Below are 20,737 nucleotides of genomic sequence, written 5' to 3' on the forward strand. Positions count from 1 at the left end.
CAGGCCTTCGACGACAATCCTGCGATGCCCGAATCCCTTGACCCGACGCCCCCCGCAGCCGCCCCCACCCTGAAGAAAAGCGACCAGAACCTGGTCTGGCTGGACTGCGAAATGAGCGGCCTCGACCCCGAGAAAGAGCGCCTGCTCGAGATCGCCGTGGTCGTCACCGGCCCCGACCTCACGCCCCGCATCGACGGCCCCGTGCTCGTCATCCACCAGAGCGATGCCGTGCTCGACGGCATGGACGCCTGGAACAAGGGCACCCACGGCCGCAGCGGCCTGATCGACAAGGTCAAGGCCTCCACGCTGGACGAAGCCGCGGCCGAGCAGCAGCTGCTCGAATTCATCGCCAAGTACATCCCCAGGAGCGGCTCGCCGATGTGCGGCAACACCATCGGGCAGGACCGGCGCTTCCTGGTCAAGTTCATGCCCAAGCTCGAGGCGTACTTCCACTACCGCAACCTCGACGTCAGCACCCTCAAGGAGCTGGCCAAGCGCTGGAAGCCCACGGCCTACACCGCCTTCAAGAAGCAGCAGGCGCACACCGCGCTGGCCGACGTGCACGAGTCCATCGAGGAGCTGGCGCACTACCGGGAAACCTTCCTGCGCTTGGTAGATTGACAACAATTAGGTAAAAACCCGAAGCCGTGCCATAATCGCAGGCTTCGCTGATTTGAACGCGTCTTTGGACACAGATCAGCGTCTCTCGCATCTCCCTATCTTGCACACCGCGCCCGATCGCATTCGCTGATCAAAAAGGGCCGCAGCCTCCGACGAAAGCCGGAAGTTGAATGTCGTTGGATGGTTGATGTTTTTAACCACCAACGGGGCGCCGCCTACGGCAGCGCTCGCGTTTGAGATTGATATTCATGACCGACGCTTTTGAAGCGCAGGGCGAACTCGCGCCTGTGCAATCCGCTACCCATAACGAATTCACCGCTGTCGCGGAAACCGTGTCCGAGGCCCCGATCCTCGACGCACTGGACGCTGCAGCCCCCGAGGCCGCCGAAGCCGAAGCGCCTGCCGCGCCCAACGGTTTCATCAAGCTGGGCCTGGCCCCCGAACTGATCGCCGCCGTGGCCGACATGGGTTTCACCCAGCCGACCACCGTGCAGGAAAAGGTCGTGCCGATCGCCATGGGCGAAGCCGGCTCGGCCCGCTTCGTCGACCTGATGGTGTCGAGCCAGACCGGCTCGGGCAAGACCGCCGCCTTCCTGCTGCCCGTGCTGCACACGCTGATCAAGCGCCAGGCCGAAGCCGAAGCCGAAGCCAAGGCCGAGTTCCAGCGCCTGGCCGCTGAAGCCGCTGCCCGTGGCGAAGCGCCGCTCAAGAAGCCCAAGCGCAAGGACCCGACCAACGCCCGTCATTTCAAGGCCGCCACCCCCGGCGCCCTGATCCTGTGCCCGACGCGCGAACTCGCGCAGCAAGTCGCACACGACGCCATCGAACTGGTTCGCCATTGCCGCGGCCTGCGCGTCGCCAACGTGGTGGGCGGCATGCCTTACCAGCTGCAGATCGCCAAGCTGCAGAACGCCGACCTCGTGGTTGCCACGCCGGGCCGCCTGCTCGACCTGCAGCGCTCGCAGCAGCTCAAGCTCGACCAGGTCAAGTTCCTGGTCGTCGACGAAGCCGACCGCATGCTCGACCTCGGCTTTGCCGACGACCTGGCTGAAGTCAACCAGCTCACCATCGAGCGCCAGCAGACGATGATGTTCAGCGCCACCTTCGCGCCGCGCATCCAGCAGCTGGCCCAGCGCGTCATGCGCGAGCCGCAGCGCATCACCATCGACAGCCCGCAAGAAAAGCACGCCAACATCAAGCAGTCGCTGTACTGGGCCGACAACAGCCAGCACAAGCGCAAGCTGCTCGACCACTGGCTGCGCGACACCAGCATCAACCAGGCCATCGTGTTCGCCAGCACGCAAGTCGAGTGCGACGGCCTCGCCAACGACCTGCAGCAAGAAGGCTTCAGCGCCGTCGCGCTGCACGGCGCCCTGAGCCAGGGCCTGCGCAACCGCCGCCTGATGGCACTGCGCCAGGGCCAGGTGCAGATCCTGGTGGCCACCGACGTTGCCGCCCGCGGCATCGACGTGCCGACCATCACCCACGTCTTCAACTTCGGCCTGCCGATGAAGGCCGAGGACTACACCCACCGCATCGGCCGCACCGGCCGTGCCGGCCGCGATGGCCTGGCCATCACGTTCGCCGAGTTCCGCGATCGCCGCAAGATCATGGACATCGAGCACTACAGCCGCCAGCAGTTCAAGGCGGAAGTGGTGGCCGGCCTCGAGCCGCAACAGCGCATGCCGCAATCGCGTCCCCCGATGGGCGAGTACCGCGGTGGCCGCGGCGACAACTTCTCGCGCGATCGCAAGTTCGGCAACGGCGGTGCGGGCGGCGGCGGTGGCTACCGCGGCAACAACAACGGCGGCGGCTATGCCGGCGCCAGCGGCTTCAACGACCGCAATTCGCGCGGTCCGGCCCAGGGCCAAGGCCCGCGCGGCTTCCAGGGCGGCCAGAACGCCGGCTTCGGCGGCGGCCGTGACGAAGGCGGCAATGGCGGCGGCTACGGTCGCAAGCCGGGCTGGGGCGACAGCGCCCCGCGCGGCGGCCACGGCCATGGCGGCGGTCGCGGCGACGGCGGTTTCGCACCCCGTGAAGGCTTTGCACCCCGCGAAGGTTTCGCACCGCGCGGCAACGGCGCCGGCCACGGTGGCCCGGGCAAGGTGTTCGTGCCCCGCGACGCGCAAAAGCGCGCGTTCAAGCCCAGCCGCTGATCGCCCCCGCAAGCGGCCCTGAAAAGGGCTGCTTCCCCCCAAAAAGCCCGCGCTTCTCACGAACGCGGGCTTTTTCGTTGTCGGGTTTCCGAGCAGTCCGGCGCCCATGAAGTTGGTTGACACCTGAATCGATGAAAAGTAATGTAATGGCGCATTGCTTCTCCCCGGTCCGTTCGCGGCTGCCGGTTCATCGACACCTGTTCTCGACTTTCGATCATGAAAATTGCGATTCTTGGGGGTGGCCACGGCGCCTATGCGGCCGCTGCGGACCTGTCTGAAACCGGCCATGAAGTGCGCCTGTGGCGCCGCGACGCGGCGGCGCTCGAACCGGTCGTGCGCGCCGGCGCGATCACGCTGAAGGATGCGAACGGCGCGCGCGAGGTGCCCATTGCCCTTGCCACCGCCGACATAGGCGCCGCGCTGAAGGGCGCCGAGCTCATCGTCATTCCCACGCCCGCCATCGCCCAGCACGACATCGCGCTGGCCATGGCGCCGCACCTGGTCGACGGCCAGGTCGTGTTCCTGCCACCGGGCACCTTCGGCAGCTACGTGATGGCGCAGGCGGTGAAGGCCGCCGGCAACCGCGCCGACGTGGCTTGGGCCGAGACCGGCACCTTGCCGTACCTCGCGCGCAAGCACGGCGAGCGCGAAGTCAACGTCACCATCCGCGCGATCCGCCTGCCCACCGGCGTCTACCCGGCGCGCAAGGAGGCGCAGGCCATCGAGGTGATCCGCCGCGCCTACTCGGCCGTACACGGCTGCGGCGATGCGCTCTCGGGCGCGCTGATGAACGCCGGCCCCGTCATCCACCCGCCGCTGATGGTGATGAACGCCGCGCCGCTGCAGCACTTCGAGCGCTGGGACATCCACAACGAAGGCACGCAACGCGCCGTGCGCGACGTGACCGACCGGCTCGACCGCGAGCGCATGGCCGTGCGCGAGGCCTTCGGGCAGGGCGCGCCGCACTATCCGCTGGCCGACCACTACAACAACGACCAGTGGATGTACGGCGATGCGCACAAGCAGCTCGTCAAGTCGGGCGACTGGCGCGAGAACATCGACCTGCACACGCACCGCTACATCACCGAAGACACCGAGCTCGGTCTGGCCTTCCTGGCCTCGGCCGCGCGCCATGCGGGCGTCGATGCGCCCATTGCGCACGGCCTGCTGGCCATCGTCGGCGGCTTCCTCGGGCGCGACCTGCGCCAGGGCCCGCGCACCTTCGAGAGCCTGGGCCTGGCCAGCCTGAGCGCGGCCCAGCTCAAGCAGAGGCTGCACGATGGCGAATGAGCCCGCGCCGCCGCGCTTCGCCGCCGTGGGCGCCGGCCGCATGGGCCGCGGCATCGCCATCGCGTTCGCCTATGCGGGCCATCGCATCTCGCTGATCGACCTGCGCCCGCGCGCGCCCGAGGCCTGGCAGCGCTTGCGCGACGAGGCGCAGGCGGAAATCGCAGCAAGCCTTTCGGGCCTTGCGCAGCTCGGCGTGATCGATGTCTCGCAGGTCGAGCGCATCGCCGCGCGCGTGGACTTCGTGAATGCAGCAGACGCACCGCACGCGCTGGCCGCCGCCGAACTGGTGTTCGAAGGCGTGCCCGAAACCATGGAGGCCAAGCGCGAGGCCTTCGAGCACCTCAACCGCCATTGCCGTGACGACGCGATCCTCACCTCGACCACCAGCAGCATCCTCGTGACGCAGCTGGCCGCGCTGGTGCGCCGGCCCGAGCGCTTCCTGAACATGCACTGGCTCAACCCGGCCTACGTGATCCCCGTGGTCGAACTGAGCTGCCACCCCGGCACCGACGCCGGCGTGCTCGCGCGCACCAAGGCGCTGATGGAGGCCATCGGCAAGCTGCCCGTGGTCTGCGGCGCGTCGCCGGGCTACATCGTGCCGCGCCTGCAGGCGCTCGTGATGAACGAGGCGGCCCGCATGATCGAAGAAGGCGCTGCCACAGCGGAAGAAATCGACAAGGCCACGCGCTACGGCCTGGGCCTGCGCTTCGCGGCGCTCGGCGTGGTCGAGTTCATCGACTTCGGCGGCTGCGACATCCTGCACCACGCGAGCCGCGAGATGTCGGCCTCGCTCGACGCGGGGCGCTACACCGCGCCGGCCATCGTCGGGCGCATGGTCGAGGAAGGTCGGCTGGGCCTGAAGAGCGGCAGCGGCTTCTACGACTACGCGGGCCGCGACACCGCCGCCTACCGGCGCGACGTGCTCTCGCGCACGCTCGGCGAACTCAAGCACGCGGGCCTGTGGCGCGCACCGGCCGACGAGACGCTGTCATGACGATCCGCCGCGCCTTCGCCGACCTGTCGGTGGGGCAGGTGCACCACGCCGTGTGCGGCGACACGCAGGCACCGGCCGTGCTGCTGCTGCACCAGTCGCCGCGCAGCTGGGCCGAGTACCGCGAGGTGCTGCCACTGATCGCCGGCGCGGGCTACCGCGCCATCGCCATGGACACGGCGGGCTTCGGTGATTCAGCCGACGGCGGCGTGCCGGCAAGCATTGCGCAGTGGGCGCGCGTCGCATGCGAGCTGCTCGATGCGCTCGGCATCGCGCAGGCCGACGTGGTGGGACACCACACCGGCGGCGTGATCGCGATCGAACTGGCCGCGGCGTTTCCAGCGCGCGTGCGCAGCCTCGTGCTCTCGTCCACGCCGTACACCGACGAGGTGTTTCGCCGCGCCCGCGCGCAGCGTCCGCCCATCGACGAAGTGGCGCCCAGCGACGACGGCAGTCACCTCGCCGCGCTGTGGCAGAAGCGGCAGGCCTTCTATCCGCCGGGACGTCCCGACCTGCTCGAGGCCTTTGTGCGCGATGCGATGAAGGTGGGTCACCGTGTCGAAGAAGGGCATCGCGCCGTGGCCTCGTACCGCATGGAAGACCGAATCGGCCGCGTCGCGCAGCCGACGCTCATCGTGCGCGCCACGCTCGACCCGTTTGCCGCACCGCATGCGGCAGAGCTGCAGCATCACCTGCCGCAGGCGCGCATCGTCGACATCGACGGCGGCATGGTGCCCTTGCCCGACCAGATGCCCGAGGCCTTCGCGCGCACGGTGCTCGACTTTCTGGCGACGCGGCCATGAAGGCCGTTCGCATCCAGGGCTTCGATGCCGCACCGGTGCTCGAGGACGTGGCCGACCCCGTGGCGCGACCCGGCCGCACCCTCGTGCGCATGCAGGCCGCCACCGTCGGCCACATCGACCGCACCGTGTGGCAGGGCCGCTTCCTGCGGCATCCGCCGTTGCCGTACACGCCGGGCGTGGAAGCCGCGGGCGTTGTCGTCGCGAGCGAGCGATATGCCGAGGGGCAACGCGTGTGGTTGCGTGGCAGCGGCTTGGGCACGCTGTTCGACGGCACGTGGTGCGAGCTGATCGATGCGCCTGACGACGCACTCGGCGTGTTGCCCGATGCGGTGCCGATGACGCTCGGCGCAGCGTTCTTCTCGCCCACCACATCGGCGTGGGTCGCCTTGCATGACGTCGCCCGATTGCAGTCTGGAGAGCAAGTGTTGGTGACGGGCGCAAGCGGCGCGGTGGGTTCTCTGGTGATGCAGCTGGCACGCGATGCAGGCTGCACCGCAACGCCGGTCGATCCGAAGGCCGCACCGCCTGAACTCGCCAGCGCCGACCTGCTCATCGACACCGTCGGCGGCGATGTGCTCGCCACCGCCTTGCCTGCCGTGCGCCCCGGCGGCCGCGCCGTGCTGATCGGCTACACGGCTGGCCCAACGATGCACCTGGACATCGCGCACTTCCTGCAGCGCGACGTGGCGCTGCTGCCGCTCAACATGTTCCGGCGAGAAGCCGCGGGCCGCGCAGCCGCTCCAGAGTTGCTTGCGCGCCTGGCCGACGGCCGACTGCACCTCGACGTGCAGCCCTTTGCGCTCGCCGATGCCGCGCTGGCACTCGACTGGATCTCGCAGCGCGGCCATCGCGGCCGCGCGGTGCTCGTGCCTTAGTCTTCGTCCGGCACCTCGACCGGCACATGCACATGCAGGTCGATCATCTGCCGCAGCGTCTGCTTGAGCTCTTCGGCACGTCGCAGCCCGAACGGTTCGAGCACGCGGCGCTCGTGTTCGCGCGCCAGTTCCATCAGGTGCTCGACCGCCCTCAGCCCCGCGGGCGTGATGCGCACCAGCGTGATGCGGCGATCACTTTCATGGGGCAGGCGCTCGACCTGGCCGCGCGCTTCCATGCGGTCGAGCAGCCGCGTCACCGTCGGCTGCTTGGTCACCGTCACCTGCGCGAGCTGGCCGATGCTGACCGCGTCGCTGCCCGCCAGCGATGCCATCACGCGCCACTCCGACACCGAGAAGCCCTGCTGCCGCGCCACCTCGTGGAACTCCGAAGAGATCAGCTGGCTGGCCTGCGCAAGCAGTGCGGGCAGGTAGTCATCGACGAAGCGATGCGTTTCCTTGGATGGTTCAGACATGAAGGCGCCTCCTGTTTGCCGCAGGCATGCGGATTGCATGGCTAGGGTAATTCATGATTGTGGATACATTCATTTCTAAACATTATAGGAACCGTGATGTGACCCCGGGGCCGCATCCTCCCACGAGAAAGAAGAAGGACATCCATGGCTGAGCGTTCGTTCGTCGAAGAAGTCAAGAAGCTGAGACTTACTGGTGGAGAAGTGTTCCGCGGCGAAGGCATTCTGGCCGTCACCAAGGCCCTGCTGGAGTCGGGGGTGTCGTATGTGGCGGGCTACCAGGGCGCGCCCATCTCGCACCTCATGGACGTGCTGGCCGACGCTCAGGACATCCTGGCCGACCACGGCATCCGCTTCGAGAATAGCGCCAGCGAAGCCACTGCTGCCGCCACGCTGGCCGCCTCCGTCAACTACCCGCTGCGCGGCGCCGTCACCTTCAAGGCGACCGTGGGCACCAACGTGGCGTCCGATGCGCTGGCCAACCTGGCCTCGGGCGGCGTCACTGGTGGCGCGCTCATCATCGTGGGCGAGGACTACGGCGAAGGCTCGTCGATCATGCAGGAGCGCAGCCATGCGTTCGCCATGAAGTCGCAGATCTGGCTGCTCGATCCGCGGCCCAACCTGCCGAGCATCGTCGATGCGGTGAAGACCGGCTTCGACCTCTCCGAGGCCAGCAACACGCCCGTGATGCTGCAGCTGCGCATCCGCGCCTGCCACGTGCACGGCCACTTCATCGCCGGCGACAACAAGCGCGCCAAGTTCACGCTGAAGGAAGCGCTGGAGAACCCGCAGCGCGACGTCAGCCGCATCGTGCTGCCGCCCGCGAGCTTCGTGCACGAGCAAGAGAAGGTGAAGGACCGCTGGCCTGCCGCCGTGCGCTTCATCGAGGAGCGCCAACTCAACGAGTTCTTCTCCGAGGACGCCGACGACATCGGCATCATCGTGCAGGGCGGCAGCTACAACACGCTGCTGCGTGCACTCGAACGCCTGGGCCTGGCCGACGTGTATGGCGAGACCCGCGTGCCGCTGTATGTGATGAACGTGGCTTACCCCGTCATCGAGAGCGAAGTCATCCGCTTCTGCGAAGGCAAGCGCGCCGTGCTCATCGTGGAAGAAGGCCAGCCCAACTTCGTCGAGCAGAACCTCGCGACCATCCTGCGCCAGGCCGGCTCCACCACCGCGCTGCACGGCAAGGACATGCTGCCCGTGGCCGGCGAGTACACGACGCTCGAGCTGCTCAAGGGCACGCGCACCTTCTGCGAGCGCTACGAACGCCTCGCGCCGCTGCCCGTGCCCGCACCGGTGCGCAAGGTGATTCCGCTGAAGGAAGTGGCGGCCATCGGCGTCGATGCCGCGCCTGAACCCGCGCAGCCGTCGAGCGCGCTCGGCGACGTGGTGCATTCGCGTCCGCCGGGCTTTTGCACCGGCTGCCCCGAACGCCCCATCTTCAGCGCCATGAAGCTGGTCGAGCGCGAACTCGGTGCGCACCACGTGAGCGCCGACATCGGCTGCCACCTGTTCTCGATCCTGCCGCCCTTCAACATCGGCAACACGACGATGGGCTACGGCCTCGGCGGTGCAGGCGCCTCGGCGCTCAACGCACCCGCGGGCAAGCGCGCGATCTCGATGATGGGCGACGGTGGCTTCTGGCACAACGGCCTGACGAGTGGCGTGGCCAACGCGGTCTTCAACAAGAGCGACAACCTCACCATCATCGTCGACAACAACTACACCTCGGCCACGGGCGGGCAGGACATCCTCTCGTCCACGGCTGTCAACAAGACGCGCAGCACTGGCCACGAGATCGAGCGCGCCGTGCGCGGCGTGGGCGTCGAATGGGTGAAGACGATGCGCCGCACCTACGACGTCGCCGGCATGCGCGACGCGCTCAAAGACGCACTCACCACCACCAAGAAGGGCCCCAAGGTTCTCATCGCCCAGTCGGAGTGCATGCTCAACAAGCAGCGCCGCGAGAAGCCGCTGGTGCGCAAGGCCATCGCCGACGGCAAGCGCATGGTGCGCGACAAGTTCGGCGTAGATGCCGACACCTGCACCGGCGACCACTCGTGCATCCGCCTGTCGGGCTGCCCCTCGCTCTCGATCAAGCCCAACCCCGACCCGCTGCGCGTCGACCCCGTCGCCACCGTGCTCGACAGCTGCGTGGGCTGTGGCAACTGCGGTGATGTGTCGCATGCCGCCGTGCTGTGCCCCTCGTTCTACAAGGCCCAAGTCGTGAGCAACCCGACCGCCTGGGACCGCTTCCGCCAGCGCGTGCGAACCGCCGTCATCGGCTGGATGCAGCGCGGCGACGCGCGCCGCCGTGACGCCTATGCCTTCTGACGCCATGACGAACAAGGTTCAACCCATCAAGATTGCCATCCTCGCCATGGGCGGGGAGGGCGGCGGCGTGCTTGCCGACTGGATCGTCGACATGGGCGAAGCCAACGGCTACGTCGCCCAGACCACCTCCGTGCCGGGCGTGGCCCAGCGCACCGGCGCGACCATCTACTACGTCGAGCTGTACCCCGACGCACAGGCGCAGTCCGACGGCGGGCGCCCCGTGCTCGCGCTGATGCCGCTGCCGGGCGATGTCGACGTGGTGCTCGCCTCCGAGCTCATGGAAGCCGGCCGCGCGGTGCAGCGCGGGCTGGTCACGCGCGACCGCACCACGCTCATCGCCTCGACGCACCGCGTCTTCTCCATCGCCGAAAAGAGCGCCATGGGTGACGGCCGTGTCGACAGCGACCAGCTGCTCGCCCACACCGCGCGCGCCGCCAAGCGCTTCATCCGCTTCGACATGGCGCAGGCCGCCGAAGCCTCGGGTAGCGTGATCAGCGCCGTGCTTTTCGGCACGCTCGCGGGCTCGGGCGTGCTGCCGTTCGGCCGCGCGCAGTTCGAGGCCACCATCGAGCGCGGCGGCGTGGGCGTGAAGCCCAGCCTCAAGGCCTTCGGTGCGGCCTTCGACCGCGCACAGGACGGCGACGACGGCGAACCCGCCAAGGTCGCACCGGCCGCCACGCCCGCACCGCAGCCGCGCCATCCGGCCGTGCGCGCGCTGGTCGAGCGCGTGCAGCGTGACTTTCCGCTGCCCGCGCAGGACTTCCTGCTCGAAGGCGTGCGCCGCCTCATCGACTACCAGGACCTGGCCTACGCCGGCCTATACCTCGACCGCATGGCCGCCGTTGTGAAGCTGCCCGACGACGCCCACCGCCTGCTGCGCGAAACCGCGCGCCACCTGGCGCTGTGGATGTCCTACGAAGACACGGCCCGCGTCGCCGCCCTGAAGACCCGCGCCACCCGCTTCGAGCGCGTGCACGGCGAGGCCGGCGTGCAGCCAGGCCAGCTGCTCGCCATCCACGAGTACATGCACCCGCGCCTGCAGGAAATCTGCGAGACGCTGCCCGGCGGCCTCGGCCGCTGGCTCATGCACTCCACGCTGCCGAAGAAGATCGTCGAACGCTTCACGCAGCACGGCCGCGTGATCCGCACCAGCTCGCTGCGCGGCTACCTGATGCTGCGCATGGTCGCGGCCTGCAAGGGCTGGCGCCGCTCGACGATGCGCTACGCCGACGAAAACCGCCGCATCGAAGAATGGCTGCAACGCATCGCCGCCACCGCGCCACGCAACCCCGCGCTCGCCGTCGAACTCGCCCAGTGCCAGCGCCTGGTCAAGGGCTACAGCGACACGCACGAGCGCGGCCTGCGCAACTACGACACCGTGATGCGCGCGTTCGAACGTGCGGGTGCCGCGCTGGCGCCCGCCACCCTGCGCGAACTGCGCGACGCGGCGCTGGCCGACGAACACGGCCACAAGCTGCAGGCCGCGCTGGTGCAGCACGCCTTGGCCTGAAGGGACCCGAACCATGACCGCCCCCACGCTCCAGCTTCGCGTCGCCGAAGCGCGCGCCCTCAACCCGCTGATCCGCCTGCTGCGTCTGCGCGCCGAAGACGGCCGCGCGCTGCCCGGCTTCGCCGCCGGCGCGCACATCCGCGTGCAGGTGACGCTGGCCGACGGCACCACCGACTGGCGCCACTACTCGCTCATCAACTTCGCCACCGAGCGCAACGCCACCAACGCCCCGACCGACTACGTGATCGCCGTGCGCAAGGAGGCCGACGGCCGCGGCGGCTCGCGCTTCATGCACGAAAGGCTGGCCGAAGGCAGCGTGCTCACCATCGAGCCGCCGAAGAACGACTTTCCGCTGCACACCGGCCCGGGCGGCACGGTGCTGGTGGCCGGCGGCATCGGCGTGACGCCGCTCGCCTCGATGGCCGCGCGCCGCCGTGCCGAAGGCGCCGCCGTGCGCATGCACTACGCCGGCCGCAGCCGCGACCTGATGGCCTTTCTGCCCGAGCTGCAGGCGCTGCTGGGCGACGACCTGCGCGTGCACGCCGACGCCGAGGCCGGCGCGCCGCTGGACATCGACGCGCTGCTCGACGCCGTGCCCGCCGGCGACCGCCTCTACGTGTGCGGCCCCAAGGTCATGCTCGATGCCGTGCTCGCGCGCACCCAGGCCCGCGGCTGGGAGCACGACCGCGTGCACTTCGAGCTCTTCACCGAACCCGTCGTGGAGGAGGGCGACCAGCCCTTCGAAGTAGAGCTCGCCCAGTCGGGCCAGCGCTTCACCGTGCCGGTCGGCCAGAGCATCCTCGACTGCCTCATCGAACACGGCTGCGACCCGATGTTCGATTGCAAGCGCGGCGAATGCGGCGTGTGCGCCGTGCCCGTGATCGAGGGCGAGATCGACCACCGCGACTACGTGCTCACCGCCCGCGAGAAGGCGGAAGGCACCGTCATGCAGATCTGCATCTCGCGCGCCAAGGGAGCGCGCCTGGTGCTCGACCTCTGAGAAAAGCCAGCCAGGAAGGAGCCAGGAGAACCATGCCTTCGTACCGAGACAACCCCGATGCCGTTCGCGCGCTCGTGCAGAACGACCGCGTGCACCGCGACCTGTACACCAGCCAGGAGCTCTTCGAGCTGGAGCAGGAGCACTTCTTCGCCAACACCTGGAACTACGTCGGTCACGAGAGCCAGCTGCCGAAGTCGGGCGACTGGATCACCAACGAGATCGCGGGCCGCCCGCTGATCGTCGTGCGCCACAGCGACGGCAGCGTGCGCGTCATGATGAACCGCTGCGCTCACAAGGGCTCGCGCCTGGTGAACGGGCCCTGCGGCAACACCGGCAAGTTCTTTCGCTGCCCGTACCACGCCTGGACCTTCAAGACCGACGGTGCGCCGCTGGCCATTCCGCTGAAGACCGGCTACGAGCACACGCAGCTGCACGAGTGCGAGTCGGGCAAGGGCCTCACGCCGGTGAAGCACGTGCGCAGCCACCGTGGCTTCATCTTCGTGAAGATCAACGATGCCGGCCCCGACTTCGACGAGTACTTCGGCGACTCGCTCAGCTCCATCGACAACATGGCCGACCGCTCTCCCGAGGGCGAGCTGGAAATCGCCGGCGGCTGCCTGCGCTTCATGCACCAGTGCAACTGGAAGATGTTCGTCGAGAACCTCAACGACACCATGCACCCCATGGTGGCGCACGAGTCGTCGGCCGGCACCGCCAAGCGCATGTGGGCCGACAAGCCCGAGGACGAGCCCAAGCCCATGGCCGTGGAGCAGTTCGTTCCCTTCATGTCCGACTACAAGTTCTTCGAGGACATGGGCATCCGCACCTACGACCACGGCCACAGCTTCACGGGCGTGCACTTCAGCATCCACAGCAAGTACAAGGCGATCCCCGAGTACGACGACGCCATGAAGGCGCGCTACGGCGAAGAGAAGACGGCGCAGATCCTGGGCATGGCGCGGCACAACACCGTGTACTACCCGAACCTCACGATCAAGGGCGCGATCCAGGCGATCCGCGTGGTCAAGCCGATCTCGGCCGACAAGACCCTCATCGAGAGCTGGACCTTCCGCCTCAAGGGCGCGCCGCCCGAGCTGCTGCAGCGCACCACCATGTACAACCGCCTCATCAACTCGCCGTTCTCGGTGGTGGGCCACGACGACCTGCAGGCCTACCGCGGCATGCAGGCCGGCCTGCACGCCAGCGGCAACGAGTGGGTGAGCCTGCACCGCGACTACGACGCATCGGAGTTGAAGGGCGGCGAGATCACCACGGGCGGCACCAACGAGCTGCCCATGCGCAACCAATATCGAAGCTGGGTGCAGCGCATGACGGAGACGATGTAATGGCCGCCGTCAATATCACCCGCCAGGACCTCATCGACTTCGTCGTCAACGAAGCGCGCCTGCTCGACACCCGCCGGTACGAGGAATGGAACGCGCTCTTCACCGACGACGCGTTCTACTGGATTCCGCTCGTGCCCGAGCAGGAAGACGGCCTCAACCACACCTCGCACCTGTACGAGGACAAGCTGCTGCGCGAGCTGCGCATCGAGCGCCTGAAGAGCCCGCGCGCGTTCTCGCAGCAGCCGCAAAGCCGCTGCCACCATCTGCTGCAGGTGCCCGTGGTCGAGACCTTCGACACCGAGGGCCAGCGCTTCGTGGTGCGCACCGAATTCCACTACACCGAGTCGCAGGGCGACGAACTGCAGTTCTACGTCGGCACCTTCTTCCACCACCTCACGGTGCAGGACGGCGCGCTGCGCATGACACTCAAGCGCGTCGACCTGCTCAACTGCGACGCGGCGCTTCCGGCCGTGCAGCTCTTCATCTGACAGGGACGCGATGACCCACGCCACCGTCCACCAGGTGTTCGCCGCCACGGCCGCGCGCACCCCGCAGGCCGAATTTCTCTTCACCGAATCGGTGACCGCCGCCGCCTACGGCATCGCCGCCGGCGCCATCCGCTGGGGCGAAGCCGCCGCAGAAATCGAGCGGCTGCGCAGCGCCTATGCGCAGGCCGGCTACGGCCACGGCCACCGCGTCGGCCTGCTGCTGGAGAACCGGCCCGCCTTCATCTTCCACTGGCTCGCGCTGAACGCGCTGGGCGCGAGCGTGGTGCCGATCAACGCCGAGATGCGCTCGGCCGAGCTGGTCTACCTCATCGGCCACAGCGAGATCGGCCTGGCCGTCACGCTGCCCGAGCGCGCCGCCGACCTGCAGGCTGCCGCCGCGCAGGCCGGCGTGGCCTTCGAGACCATGGGCCCCGACGACGCCGTGCCGCCCGCGAAGACCGCCGCGCCGCGCGCCGGCGAGCCCATCGGCACCGACACCGAATGCGGCCTGCTCTACACCTCGGGCACCACCGGCCGGCCCAAGGGCTGCATCCTGAGCAACGCGTACTTCCTGCGCGCCGGCGAGTGGTATGCCGCGCTCGACGGCGTGTGCAGCATCCGCCCCGACGCCGAGCGCGTGATCACGCCGCTGCCGCTCAACCACATGAACGCGATGGCGTTCTCGACCATGGTGGTGCTCATTGCCGGCGGCTGCCTCGTGCAGCTCGACCGCTTCCACCCGAAGAGCTGGCTGGCCAGCGCGAAGGAAAGCGGCGCGACCATCGTCCACTACCTGGGCGTGATGCCCGCGATGCTGCTGTCGGCCCCCGCGTCGGCGGCCGACCGCGACCACGCGATCCGCTGGGGCTTCGGCGCCGGTGTCGACCGCAAGAACCACGCGCCCTTCGAAGAGCGCTTCGGCTTCCCGCTGGTCGAGGCCTGGGCCATGACCGAGACCGGCGCGGCCGCCTGCATCATGGCCAACCGCGAGCCGCGCCTCGTGGGCACCAGCTGCTTCGGGCGGCAGGAAGACTTCGTCGAGATCCGCCTCATGGGCGAGGACGGCAGCGACGTGGGCACCGACATGCCCGGCGAACTGCTGGTGCGCTCGGCCGGCACCGACCCGTGCCGCTATTTCTTCTCCGGTTACCTGAAAGATGAAGAGGCCACGCGCGAAGCCTGGGCCGACGGCTGGTTCCACACCGGCGACCTCGTGCGGCGCGATGCCGACGGCAACTTCTTCTTCGTCGACCGCAAGAAGAACGTGATCCGCCGCAGCGGCGAGAACATCTCGGCCGTCGAGGTCGAGAGCGTGCTCAACCAGCACCCGGCCGTGAAGACCTCGGCCGTGGCCGCCACGCCCGATGCGGTGCGCGGCGACGAAGTGCTCGCCTGCATCGTGCTGCGCGAAACCCCTGACGTGGCGCAGCGGGAAGCAGTTGCGGCCAGCATCGTCCAGCACGCGCTGGCGCAGCTGGCGTACTACAAGGCGCCGGGCTACGTGGCCTTCGTCGAGGCGCTGCCGCTCACGCCCTCGCAGAAGATCCAGCGCGGCCAGCTGCGCGAGATGGCGCAGTCGCTGCCGGGTCAAGGCCATTGCATCGACACGCGCTCCATGAAAAAGAGGCAGGCATGACCAAGCGACGGCTCTCTTATGAAGGCGTCGCGGTCGCGGTGCCCGTCACCGTGCCCTACGTGCGCTACTCCACGCGCACCGCGCACTGGTTCGTCGGCCAGGCCATCGACGCGCTGGTGCAGGCCAGCGGCGTGGCCAAGGAACAGATCGACGGCCTGTGCCTGAGCAGCTTCTCGCTCGCGCCCGACACGGCCGTGGGCGTCACGCAGCACCTGGGCCTGTCGCCGCGCTGGCTCGATCACATGCCCACCGGCGGTGCTTCGGGCGTGATGTGCCTGCGCCGCGCCGCGCGTGCGGTGCAGGCGGGCGATGCCGACATCGTCGCCTGCGTGGGCGCCGACACCAACCACGTCGACTCCTTTCGCCAGACGCTGGGCAGCTTCAGCAACTTCGCGCGCGACGCCAGCTACCCCTACGGCTCGGGCGGCCCGAACTCGATCTTCGCGTTCATCACCGCCAACTACATGCGCACCTACGGCGCCACGCGCGAAGACTTCGGCCGCATCTGCGTGGACCAGCGCACCAACGCGCTGGGCAACCCGAACGCCATGTTCAAGAAGGGCCTCACGCTCGACGAGTACATGGCCGCGCGGCCGATCTCCGACCCGATCCACCTGTTCGACTGCGTGATGCCCTGCGCCGGCGCCGACGCCTTCCTCGTGATGAGCGAGGAGCGTGCGCGCGACCTGGGCCTGGCGCACGTCGTGATCCGCGGCGCCATCGAGCGCCACAACGCCTACGCCGAAGAACCGGTGATGGTGCAGGGCGGCTGGCGCAAGGACCGCGACGACCTCTATGCGCAGGCCGGCGTGCAGCCCGCCGCGCTCGACTTCGTGCAGACCTACGACGACTACCCCGTCATCGTGATGATGCAGTTCGAGGACCTGGGGTTCTGCGAGAAGGGCGAGGGCTCGGCCTTCGTGCAGGCGAACACCATGACCTTCGACGGCAGCTTTCCGAACAACACCAGCGGCGGCCAGTTGTCGGCCGGGCAGGCCGGTGCGGCGGGCGGCTTCCTCGGCATGGTCGAGGCGATCCGCCAACTGACCGACCAGGCCGGCGCGCGCGCCGTGCCCAACGCCCAGCTGGGCCTTGTCGCCGGCTTCGGCATGGTGACCTACGACCGCTGCCTGTGCACAGGCGCCGTCATCCTCGGGAGATCCGCATGACGATGCCGATGATGCGCCCCCCGCGCAAGAACCCGGTGCTGCGCACCCGGCAGATGAACCTGCCGCCCGGCGCACGCGGACGCGTGGCGCTCGGCCTCACGGCCGCCGCCGCCGAGGGCCGCTTCGAGCTGCAGACCTGCGAAGACTGCGGCACGGTGCAGTACCCGCCGCGCGAGGTCTGCCACAAGTGCCTGTCGGCGGCGCTGCGCTGGCGCCCGCAGAGCGGCGAGGGGGCGCTGCTCGGCAGCACCACGCTGCACCACAGCAACGACCTGTTCTTTCGCGAGCGGCTGCCCTGGCGGCTGGGCCTGGTGCACCTGGATGCCGGTCCCACGCTCATGGTCCACCTGCACGGCGAGGTCGGCGATGCGCCCACGCGCGTGCGTGTCGGCGCCCGGCTCGACCGCGCCGGCCAGGCCGTCCTCATTGCTTTTCCGACTGAAGGGAGTCCCCACATGGCCGACGACAAGATGCTGCGCGAAATGACCAGCGACCCCAAGTTCCGCAAGGTGCTGGTGACCGACGGCAAGACCGAGACGGGCCAGGCCCTCGTGCGTGCGCTGGTGAAGGCCGGCGCCGACATCGTGTGGGTCGGCCATGCCGAACCATGGAAGAAGATGGGCGACGGGCTGGACGACATCTCGGCGCTGCCGCAGGTCACGCTCGTGCCGCTGGACCTCACCAACGGCCGCCAGGTGACCGAGCTGGCCGGCTCCATCGGCGGCAAGGTCGACATCGTGATCAACAACGCCGAGGTGCACCGCACCTTCGGCATCGGCGCGCGCCGCGGCACCGACGTGGCCAAGGCCGAGATGGACATCAACTACTTCGGCCTGCTGCGCCTGGCGCAGGAGTTCGGCCCCGCGCTCAAGGGCCGCTCGGCCGACGGCGCCACGGGTGCGACGGCGTGGGTCAACCTGCTGTCGATCTACGCGCTGAGCAACTTCCCGCCGCACGGCACCTTCAGCGCGTCGAAGGCGGCCGCGCATTCGCTCGCGCAGTGCCTGCGCGCCGAGATGCGGCCCGCCGGCATCCGCGTGATCAACGTGTTCCCCGGCCCCATCGACGACGAATGGAACCAGCACACGCCGCCGCCCAAGCTGGCGCCCACCGCGCTGGCCAACGCCATCGTGAAGGCGCTGCGCGACGGCGTGGAAGACGTGTACCCGGGCGACGTGGCGCAGGAGTGGCTGGAGCGCTGGCGCGACAACCCCAAGGTGCTGGAGCGCGAACTCGCGGCGGGCGGCTGAGCAGAGGAATCACACGATGACCACGACCACCAACGAACTGATGTCCGCCGCCGAAGTCCTCGGCAGCCTCGTGACCGCCATGGCCAGCGGCCGCATCCGCGTGATCGACCTCACGCAGACGCTCACGCCCGAGTTTCCGCAGATCGCGCTGCCGCCCGAGATGGGCCAGTGCTGGCCCTTCCGCATCGAGGAAGTGTCGAAGTACGACGAGCGCGGCCCGGGCTGGTACTGGAACAACTTCTCCTGCGGCGAGCACACCGGCACGCACTTCGACGCGCCGATCCACTGGATCTCGGGCCGCGACCTGCCGAACAACTCGGTCGACACCATTCCCGTGCAGCACTTCGTGGCGCCGGCCTGCGTGATCGACTGCTCGCCGCAGGTGAAGGACGATCCCGACTACCTGCTGACGCTCGAGGACATCGAGGCCTACGAGGCCGCGCACGGCCGCATTCCCAAGGGCGCGTGGGTGCTCATGCGCACCGACTGGTCCAAGCGCACGGACCCCGAGGCCTACCAGAACTTCGATGAGACCGGCCAGCACACGCCCGGCCCGAGCACCGAGGCCGTGCGCTTCCTGGTCGAGCAGCGCGACGTGCTGGGCTTCGGCTCCGAAGCCATCGGCACCGACGCCGGGCAGGGCTACCACCTGCGCCCGCCCTACCCCTGCCACTACTACATGCACGGCGCGGGCCGCTACGGCCTGCAGTGCCTGAGCAACCTCGACCTGCTGCCAGCCTCGGGCGCGGTGCTGATCTGCCCGCCGCTGAAGATCGAGAAGGGCAGCGGCAGCCCGCTGCGCGTGCTGGCCCTGGTGGGAGCCACGGCATGAGCGCCGCCGCCCCCAAGGTCGCGGCCGTCACCGGCGGCAGCGCCGGCATCGGCAAGGCCATCTGCGAAGACCTGCTCGCGCAAGGCTACGAGGTGGTCTCGCTCGCGCGCCGCAAGGCCGAGATCGACCACCCGAAGATGCACAGCCTCGAGGTCGACCTGGCCGACCGCGCCGCCACTGGCGAGGCCGTGCGCGAACTCGTCGAACGCTTCGCACCGACCACGATCGTCCACAACGCCGGCGTCATCCGCGCCGCGCTGCTGCCCGACGTGAAGCTCGACGACTTGGATGCACTGGTCGACCTGCACCTGGGCTGCGCCATCCAGCTCGTGCAGGGCGCGCTGCCCGCGATGCGTGCGCAGCGCTTCGGCCGCGTGGTGCTGCTGTCGTCGCGCGCCGCGCTGGGCCTGGCCACGCGCACCAGCTACTCGGCCACCAAGGCCGGCATGCTGGGCATGGCGCGCACCTGGGCGCTGGAGCTCGCGGCCGACGGCATCACGGTGAACGTGGTGGCGCCGGGCCCGATCCGCACCGACATGTTCTACGACGTGGTCGAGGCGGGCAGCGAGAAGGAGCGCGCACTCGCGGCCTCGGTGCCCGTCAAGCGCCTGGGCGAATCGGCCGACGTGGCACGCGCCGTGCGTTTCTTCGCCGCACCCGAGAACAGCTTCGTCACCGGCCAGGTGCTGTACGTGTGCGGCGGCACCAGCGTCGGCAGCCTCGCCCTCTAGTTTTCATTTCAGCGTCCGTTTCGTTCCGTTCAAAAACATCACCTCTGGAGCATCGCCATGAAAGTCCTGAACCGAATTCGCACCCTCGCGGCTGTTGTCGCGGGCCTCGGCGCGCTGAGCACCGCCAGCGCGTGGGCCGCCGATCTCAAGGTCGGCTTCATCACCTCGCTGTCGGGGCCGGTGTCGTCGCTGGGCATTCCGTACGAAAAGGGCATGAAGGCCGCGCTCGCCTACAAGGCCGACCTGGGCGGCCGCAAGATCCAGCTGGTGCAGCTCGACGACGCGTCCGACCCCACCACGGCCGCGCGCAACGCACGCAAGATGATCGACGAGGACAAGGTCGACGTGATCATCGGCACGGCCGGTTCGCCCGGCGCGCTGGCCATTGCCGGCGTGGCGCGCGAAACAAAAACGCCGCTGATCTCCATCGCCAACGCCAACCTGCCAGGCGAGGAGGGCGCGTGGATGGTCACGCTGCCGCAGCCCGCGCCGCTCATGGTGAGCGCGGTGGTCGAGCGCATGAAGAAGTCGGGCGTGAAGACGGTGGGCTACATCGGTTTTTCCGACGCCTGGGGCGACCTGGTGTACGGCGCGCTGCAAAAGAGCGCCGAGCCGGCCGGCATCAAGATCGTGTCGAACGAGCGCTATGCGCGCGGCGACGCCTCGGTGACCGGGCAGGTGCTCAAGATCGTGGCGCTGCGCCCCGACGCGGTGATCACCGGCACCTCGGGCACGCCCGGTGCGCTGCCGTACCTGGCGCTTTCGGAGCGCGGCTACAAGGGCCAGATCTACGGCATGCACGCGCTCATCAACCCCGACTTCGTGCGCGTGGGCGGTGCCTCGGTCGAAGGCCTGCTGGCCCCCACCGGCCCGGTGATCGTGGCCGAGCAGCTGCCCGCCGACAACCCGATCCGCAAGGTGTCGATGGACTTCCGCGCGGCCTACCAGAAGGCCAACGGCGCGCCGCCGACCGACGCCTTCTCGGCCTACACCTTCGATGCATGGCTGGTGTACTTGGACGCCGCCCAGCGCGCGCTGGCCACCAAGGCCGAGCCGGGCACGCCGCAGTTCCGCCTGGCGCTGCGCGACGCCATCGTGAGCACCAAGGAGCTGGTGGGCACGCACTCGGTCTACAACTTCAAGCCGACCGAGCGCTACGGCTCGGACGACCGTTCGCGCGTCGTCGTGAAGCTCGAGAAGGGCCAGTGGAAGCTGGTGCCCTGAACGCC

Annotated in this window: 18 protein-coding genes; 17 read left to right on the forward strand and 1 reads right to left on the reverse strand. The window is 68.9% G+C overall.

Going from position 1 to position 20,737, the window contains the following annotated elements:
• The first annotated feature begins 24 nt into the window (after positions 1 to 24).
• The 6 genes from orn to AC1RGU_RS11360 all read left to right on the forward strand — a co-directional run bounded on the left by orn (position 25) and on the right by AC1RGU_RS11360 (position 6,736).
• Positions 25 to 621: an oligoribonuclease gene (gene orn, locus AC1RGU_RS11335; protein ID WP_492699993.1), complete on the forward strand. Its 597-nt coding sequence runs from the start codon at positions 25 to 27 to the stop codon at positions 619 to 621.
• A 248-nt stretch (positions 622 to 869) separates the two neighbouring features.
• Positions 870 to 2,777: a DEAD/DEAH box helicase gene (locus tag AC1RGU_RS11340; RefSeq protein ID WP_070062330.1), complete on the forward strand. Its 1,908-nt coding sequence runs from the start codon at positions 870 to 872 to the stop codon at positions 2,775 to 2,777.
• A gap of 216 nt (positions 2,778 to 2,993) precedes the next feature.
• On the forward strand, positions 2,994 to 4,067 hold the full coding sequence (locus tag AC1RGU_RS11345) for an NAD/NADP octopine/nopaline dehydrogenase family protein (protein WP_492699991.1): 1,074 nt from the start codon (positions 2,994 to 2,996) through the stop codon (positions 4,065 to 4,067).
• Positions 4,057 to 5,061 carry a 3-hydroxybutyryl-CoA dehydrogenase gene (locus tag AC1RGU_RS11350; protein WP_492699989.1) on the forward strand — a complete coding sequence of 335 codons (1,005 nt, stop codon included), beginning with the start codon at positions 4,057 to 4,059 and terminating at the stop codon, positions 5,059 to 5,061. Before AC1RGU_RS11345 ends, AC1RGU_RS11350 begins: the two co-directional genes overlap by 11 nt.
• Complete coding sequence (locus AC1RGU_RS11355) at positions 5,058 to 5,861, forward strand: alpha/beta fold hydrolase (protein ID WP_492699987.1); 804 nt, start codon at positions 5,058 to 5,060, stop codon at positions 5,859 to 5,861. Before AC1RGU_RS11350 ends, AC1RGU_RS11355 begins: the two co-directional genes overlap by 4 nt.
• A complete protein-coding gene (locus AC1RGU_RS11360; protein ID WP_492699985.1) occupies positions 5,858 to 6,736 on the forward strand; it encodes a quinone oxidoreductase family protein in 879 nt (292 codons plus the stop codon). Before AC1RGU_RS11355 ends, AC1RGU_RS11360 begins: the two co-directional genes overlap by 4 nt.
• On the opposite strand, the gene AC1RGU_RS11365 is transcribed toward AC1RGU_RS11360, so the two are convergent.
• Entirely contained in the window at positions 6,733 to 7,209 is a 477-nt protein-coding gene (locus AC1RGU_RS11365) for a MarR family winged helix-turn-helix transcriptional regulator (RefSeq protein WP_492699983.1), read from the reverse strand. The two genes, AC1RGU_RS11360 and AC1RGU_RS11365, sit on opposite strands and share 4 nt — an antisense overlap.
• A gap of 144 nt (positions 7,210 to 7,353) precedes the next feature.
• Here AC1RGU_RS11365 and AC1RGU_RS11370 point away from each other — a divergent pair, with 144 nt between their 5' ends.
• Genes AC1RGU_RS11370 through AC1RGU_RS11420 form a run of 11 tightly spaced genes read left to right on the forward strand, consistent with a single transcriptional unit; the run spans position 7,354 to position 20,732 of the window.
• Positions 7,354 to 9,546, forward strand: coding sequence for a thiamine pyrophosphate-dependent enzyme (locus AC1RGU_RS11370; protein ID WP_492699981.1), 2,193 nt, complete (start codon positions 7,354 to 7,356; stop codon positions 9,544 to 9,546).
• A 4-nt stretch (positions 9,547 to 9,550) separates the two neighbouring features.
• Entirely contained in the window at positions 9,551 to 11,056 is a 1,506-nt protein-coding gene (locus AC1RGU_RS11375; RefSeq protein WP_492699979.1) for an indolepyruvate oxidoreductase subunit beta family protein, read from the forward strand.
• A gap of 13 nt (positions 11,057 to 11,069) precedes the next feature.
• The gene (locus AC1RGU_RS11380) at positions 11,070 to 12,056 is read left to right on the forward strand and encodes a PDR/VanB family oxidoreductase (protein ID WP_492699977.1); all 987 of its coding nucleotides are present in this window, start codon (positions 11,070 to 11,072) and stop codon (positions 12,054 to 12,056) included.
• Positions 12,057 to 12,088: 32 nt separating this feature from the next.
• Complete coding sequence (locus AC1RGU_RS11385) at positions 12,089 to 13,402, forward strand: aromatic ring-hydroxylating dioxygenase subunit alpha (RefSeq protein WP_492680855.1); 1,314 nt, start codon at positions 12,089 to 12,091, stop codon at positions 13,400 to 13,402.
• A complete protein-coding gene (locus AC1RGU_RS11390) occupies positions 13,402 to 13,890 on the forward strand; it encodes an aromatic-ring-hydroxylating dioxygenase subunit beta (RefSeq protein WP_492699975.1) in 489 nt (162 codons plus the stop codon). The genes AC1RGU_RS11385 and AC1RGU_RS11390 overlap by 1 nt, the downstream gene beginning before the upstream one ends.
• Before the next feature lie 10 nt (positions 13,891 to 13,900).
• Positions 13,901 to 15,526 carry an AMP-binding protein gene (locus AC1RGU_RS11395; RefSeq protein WP_492699973.1) on the forward strand — a complete coding sequence of 542 codons (1,626 nt, stop codon included), beginning with the start codon at positions 13,901 to 13,903 and terminating at the stop codon, positions 15,524 to 15,526.
• Positions 15,523 to 16,695 (forward strand): thiolase family protein, encoded by a 1,173-nt coding sequence (locus AC1RGU_RS11400; RefSeq protein WP_492699971.1) that lies wholly within the window; start codon positions 15,523 to 15,525, stop codon positions 16,693 to 16,695. The genes AC1RGU_RS11395 and AC1RGU_RS11400 overlap by 4 nt, the downstream gene beginning before the upstream one ends.
• Positions 16,692 to 17,945: an SDR family NAD(P)-dependent oxidoreductase gene (locus AC1RGU_RS11405; RefSeq protein ID WP_492699969.1), complete on the forward strand. Its 1,254-nt coding sequence runs from the start codon at positions 16,692 to 16,694 to the stop codon at positions 17,943 to 17,945. The genes AC1RGU_RS11400 and AC1RGU_RS11405 overlap by 4 nt, the downstream gene beginning before the upstream one ends.
• A 16-nt stretch (positions 17,946 to 17,961) precedes the next feature.
• Positions 17,962 to 18,777, forward strand: coding sequence for a cyclase family protein (locus tag AC1RGU_RS11410; RefSeq protein ID WP_062475012.1), 816 nt, complete (start codon positions 17,962 to 17,964; stop codon positions 18,775 to 18,777).
• Entirely contained in the window at positions 18,774 to 19,508 is a 735-nt protein-coding gene (locus AC1RGU_RS11415) for an SDR family oxidoreductase (protein ID WP_492699967.1), read from the forward strand. The genes AC1RGU_RS11410 and AC1RGU_RS11415 overlap by 4 nt, the downstream gene beginning before the upstream one ends.
• A 57-nt stretch (positions 19,509 to 19,565) precedes the next feature.
• Positions 19,566 to 20,732, forward strand: coding sequence for an ABC transporter substrate-binding protein (locus AC1RGU_RS11420; RefSeq protein ID WP_492699965.1), 1,167 nt, complete (start codon positions 19,566 to 19,568; stop codon positions 20,730 to 20,732).
• Positions 20,733 to 20,737 lie beyond the last annotated feature (5 nt).

Source organism: Variovorax sp. GW823-FHT02B07, assembly GCF_058797695.1.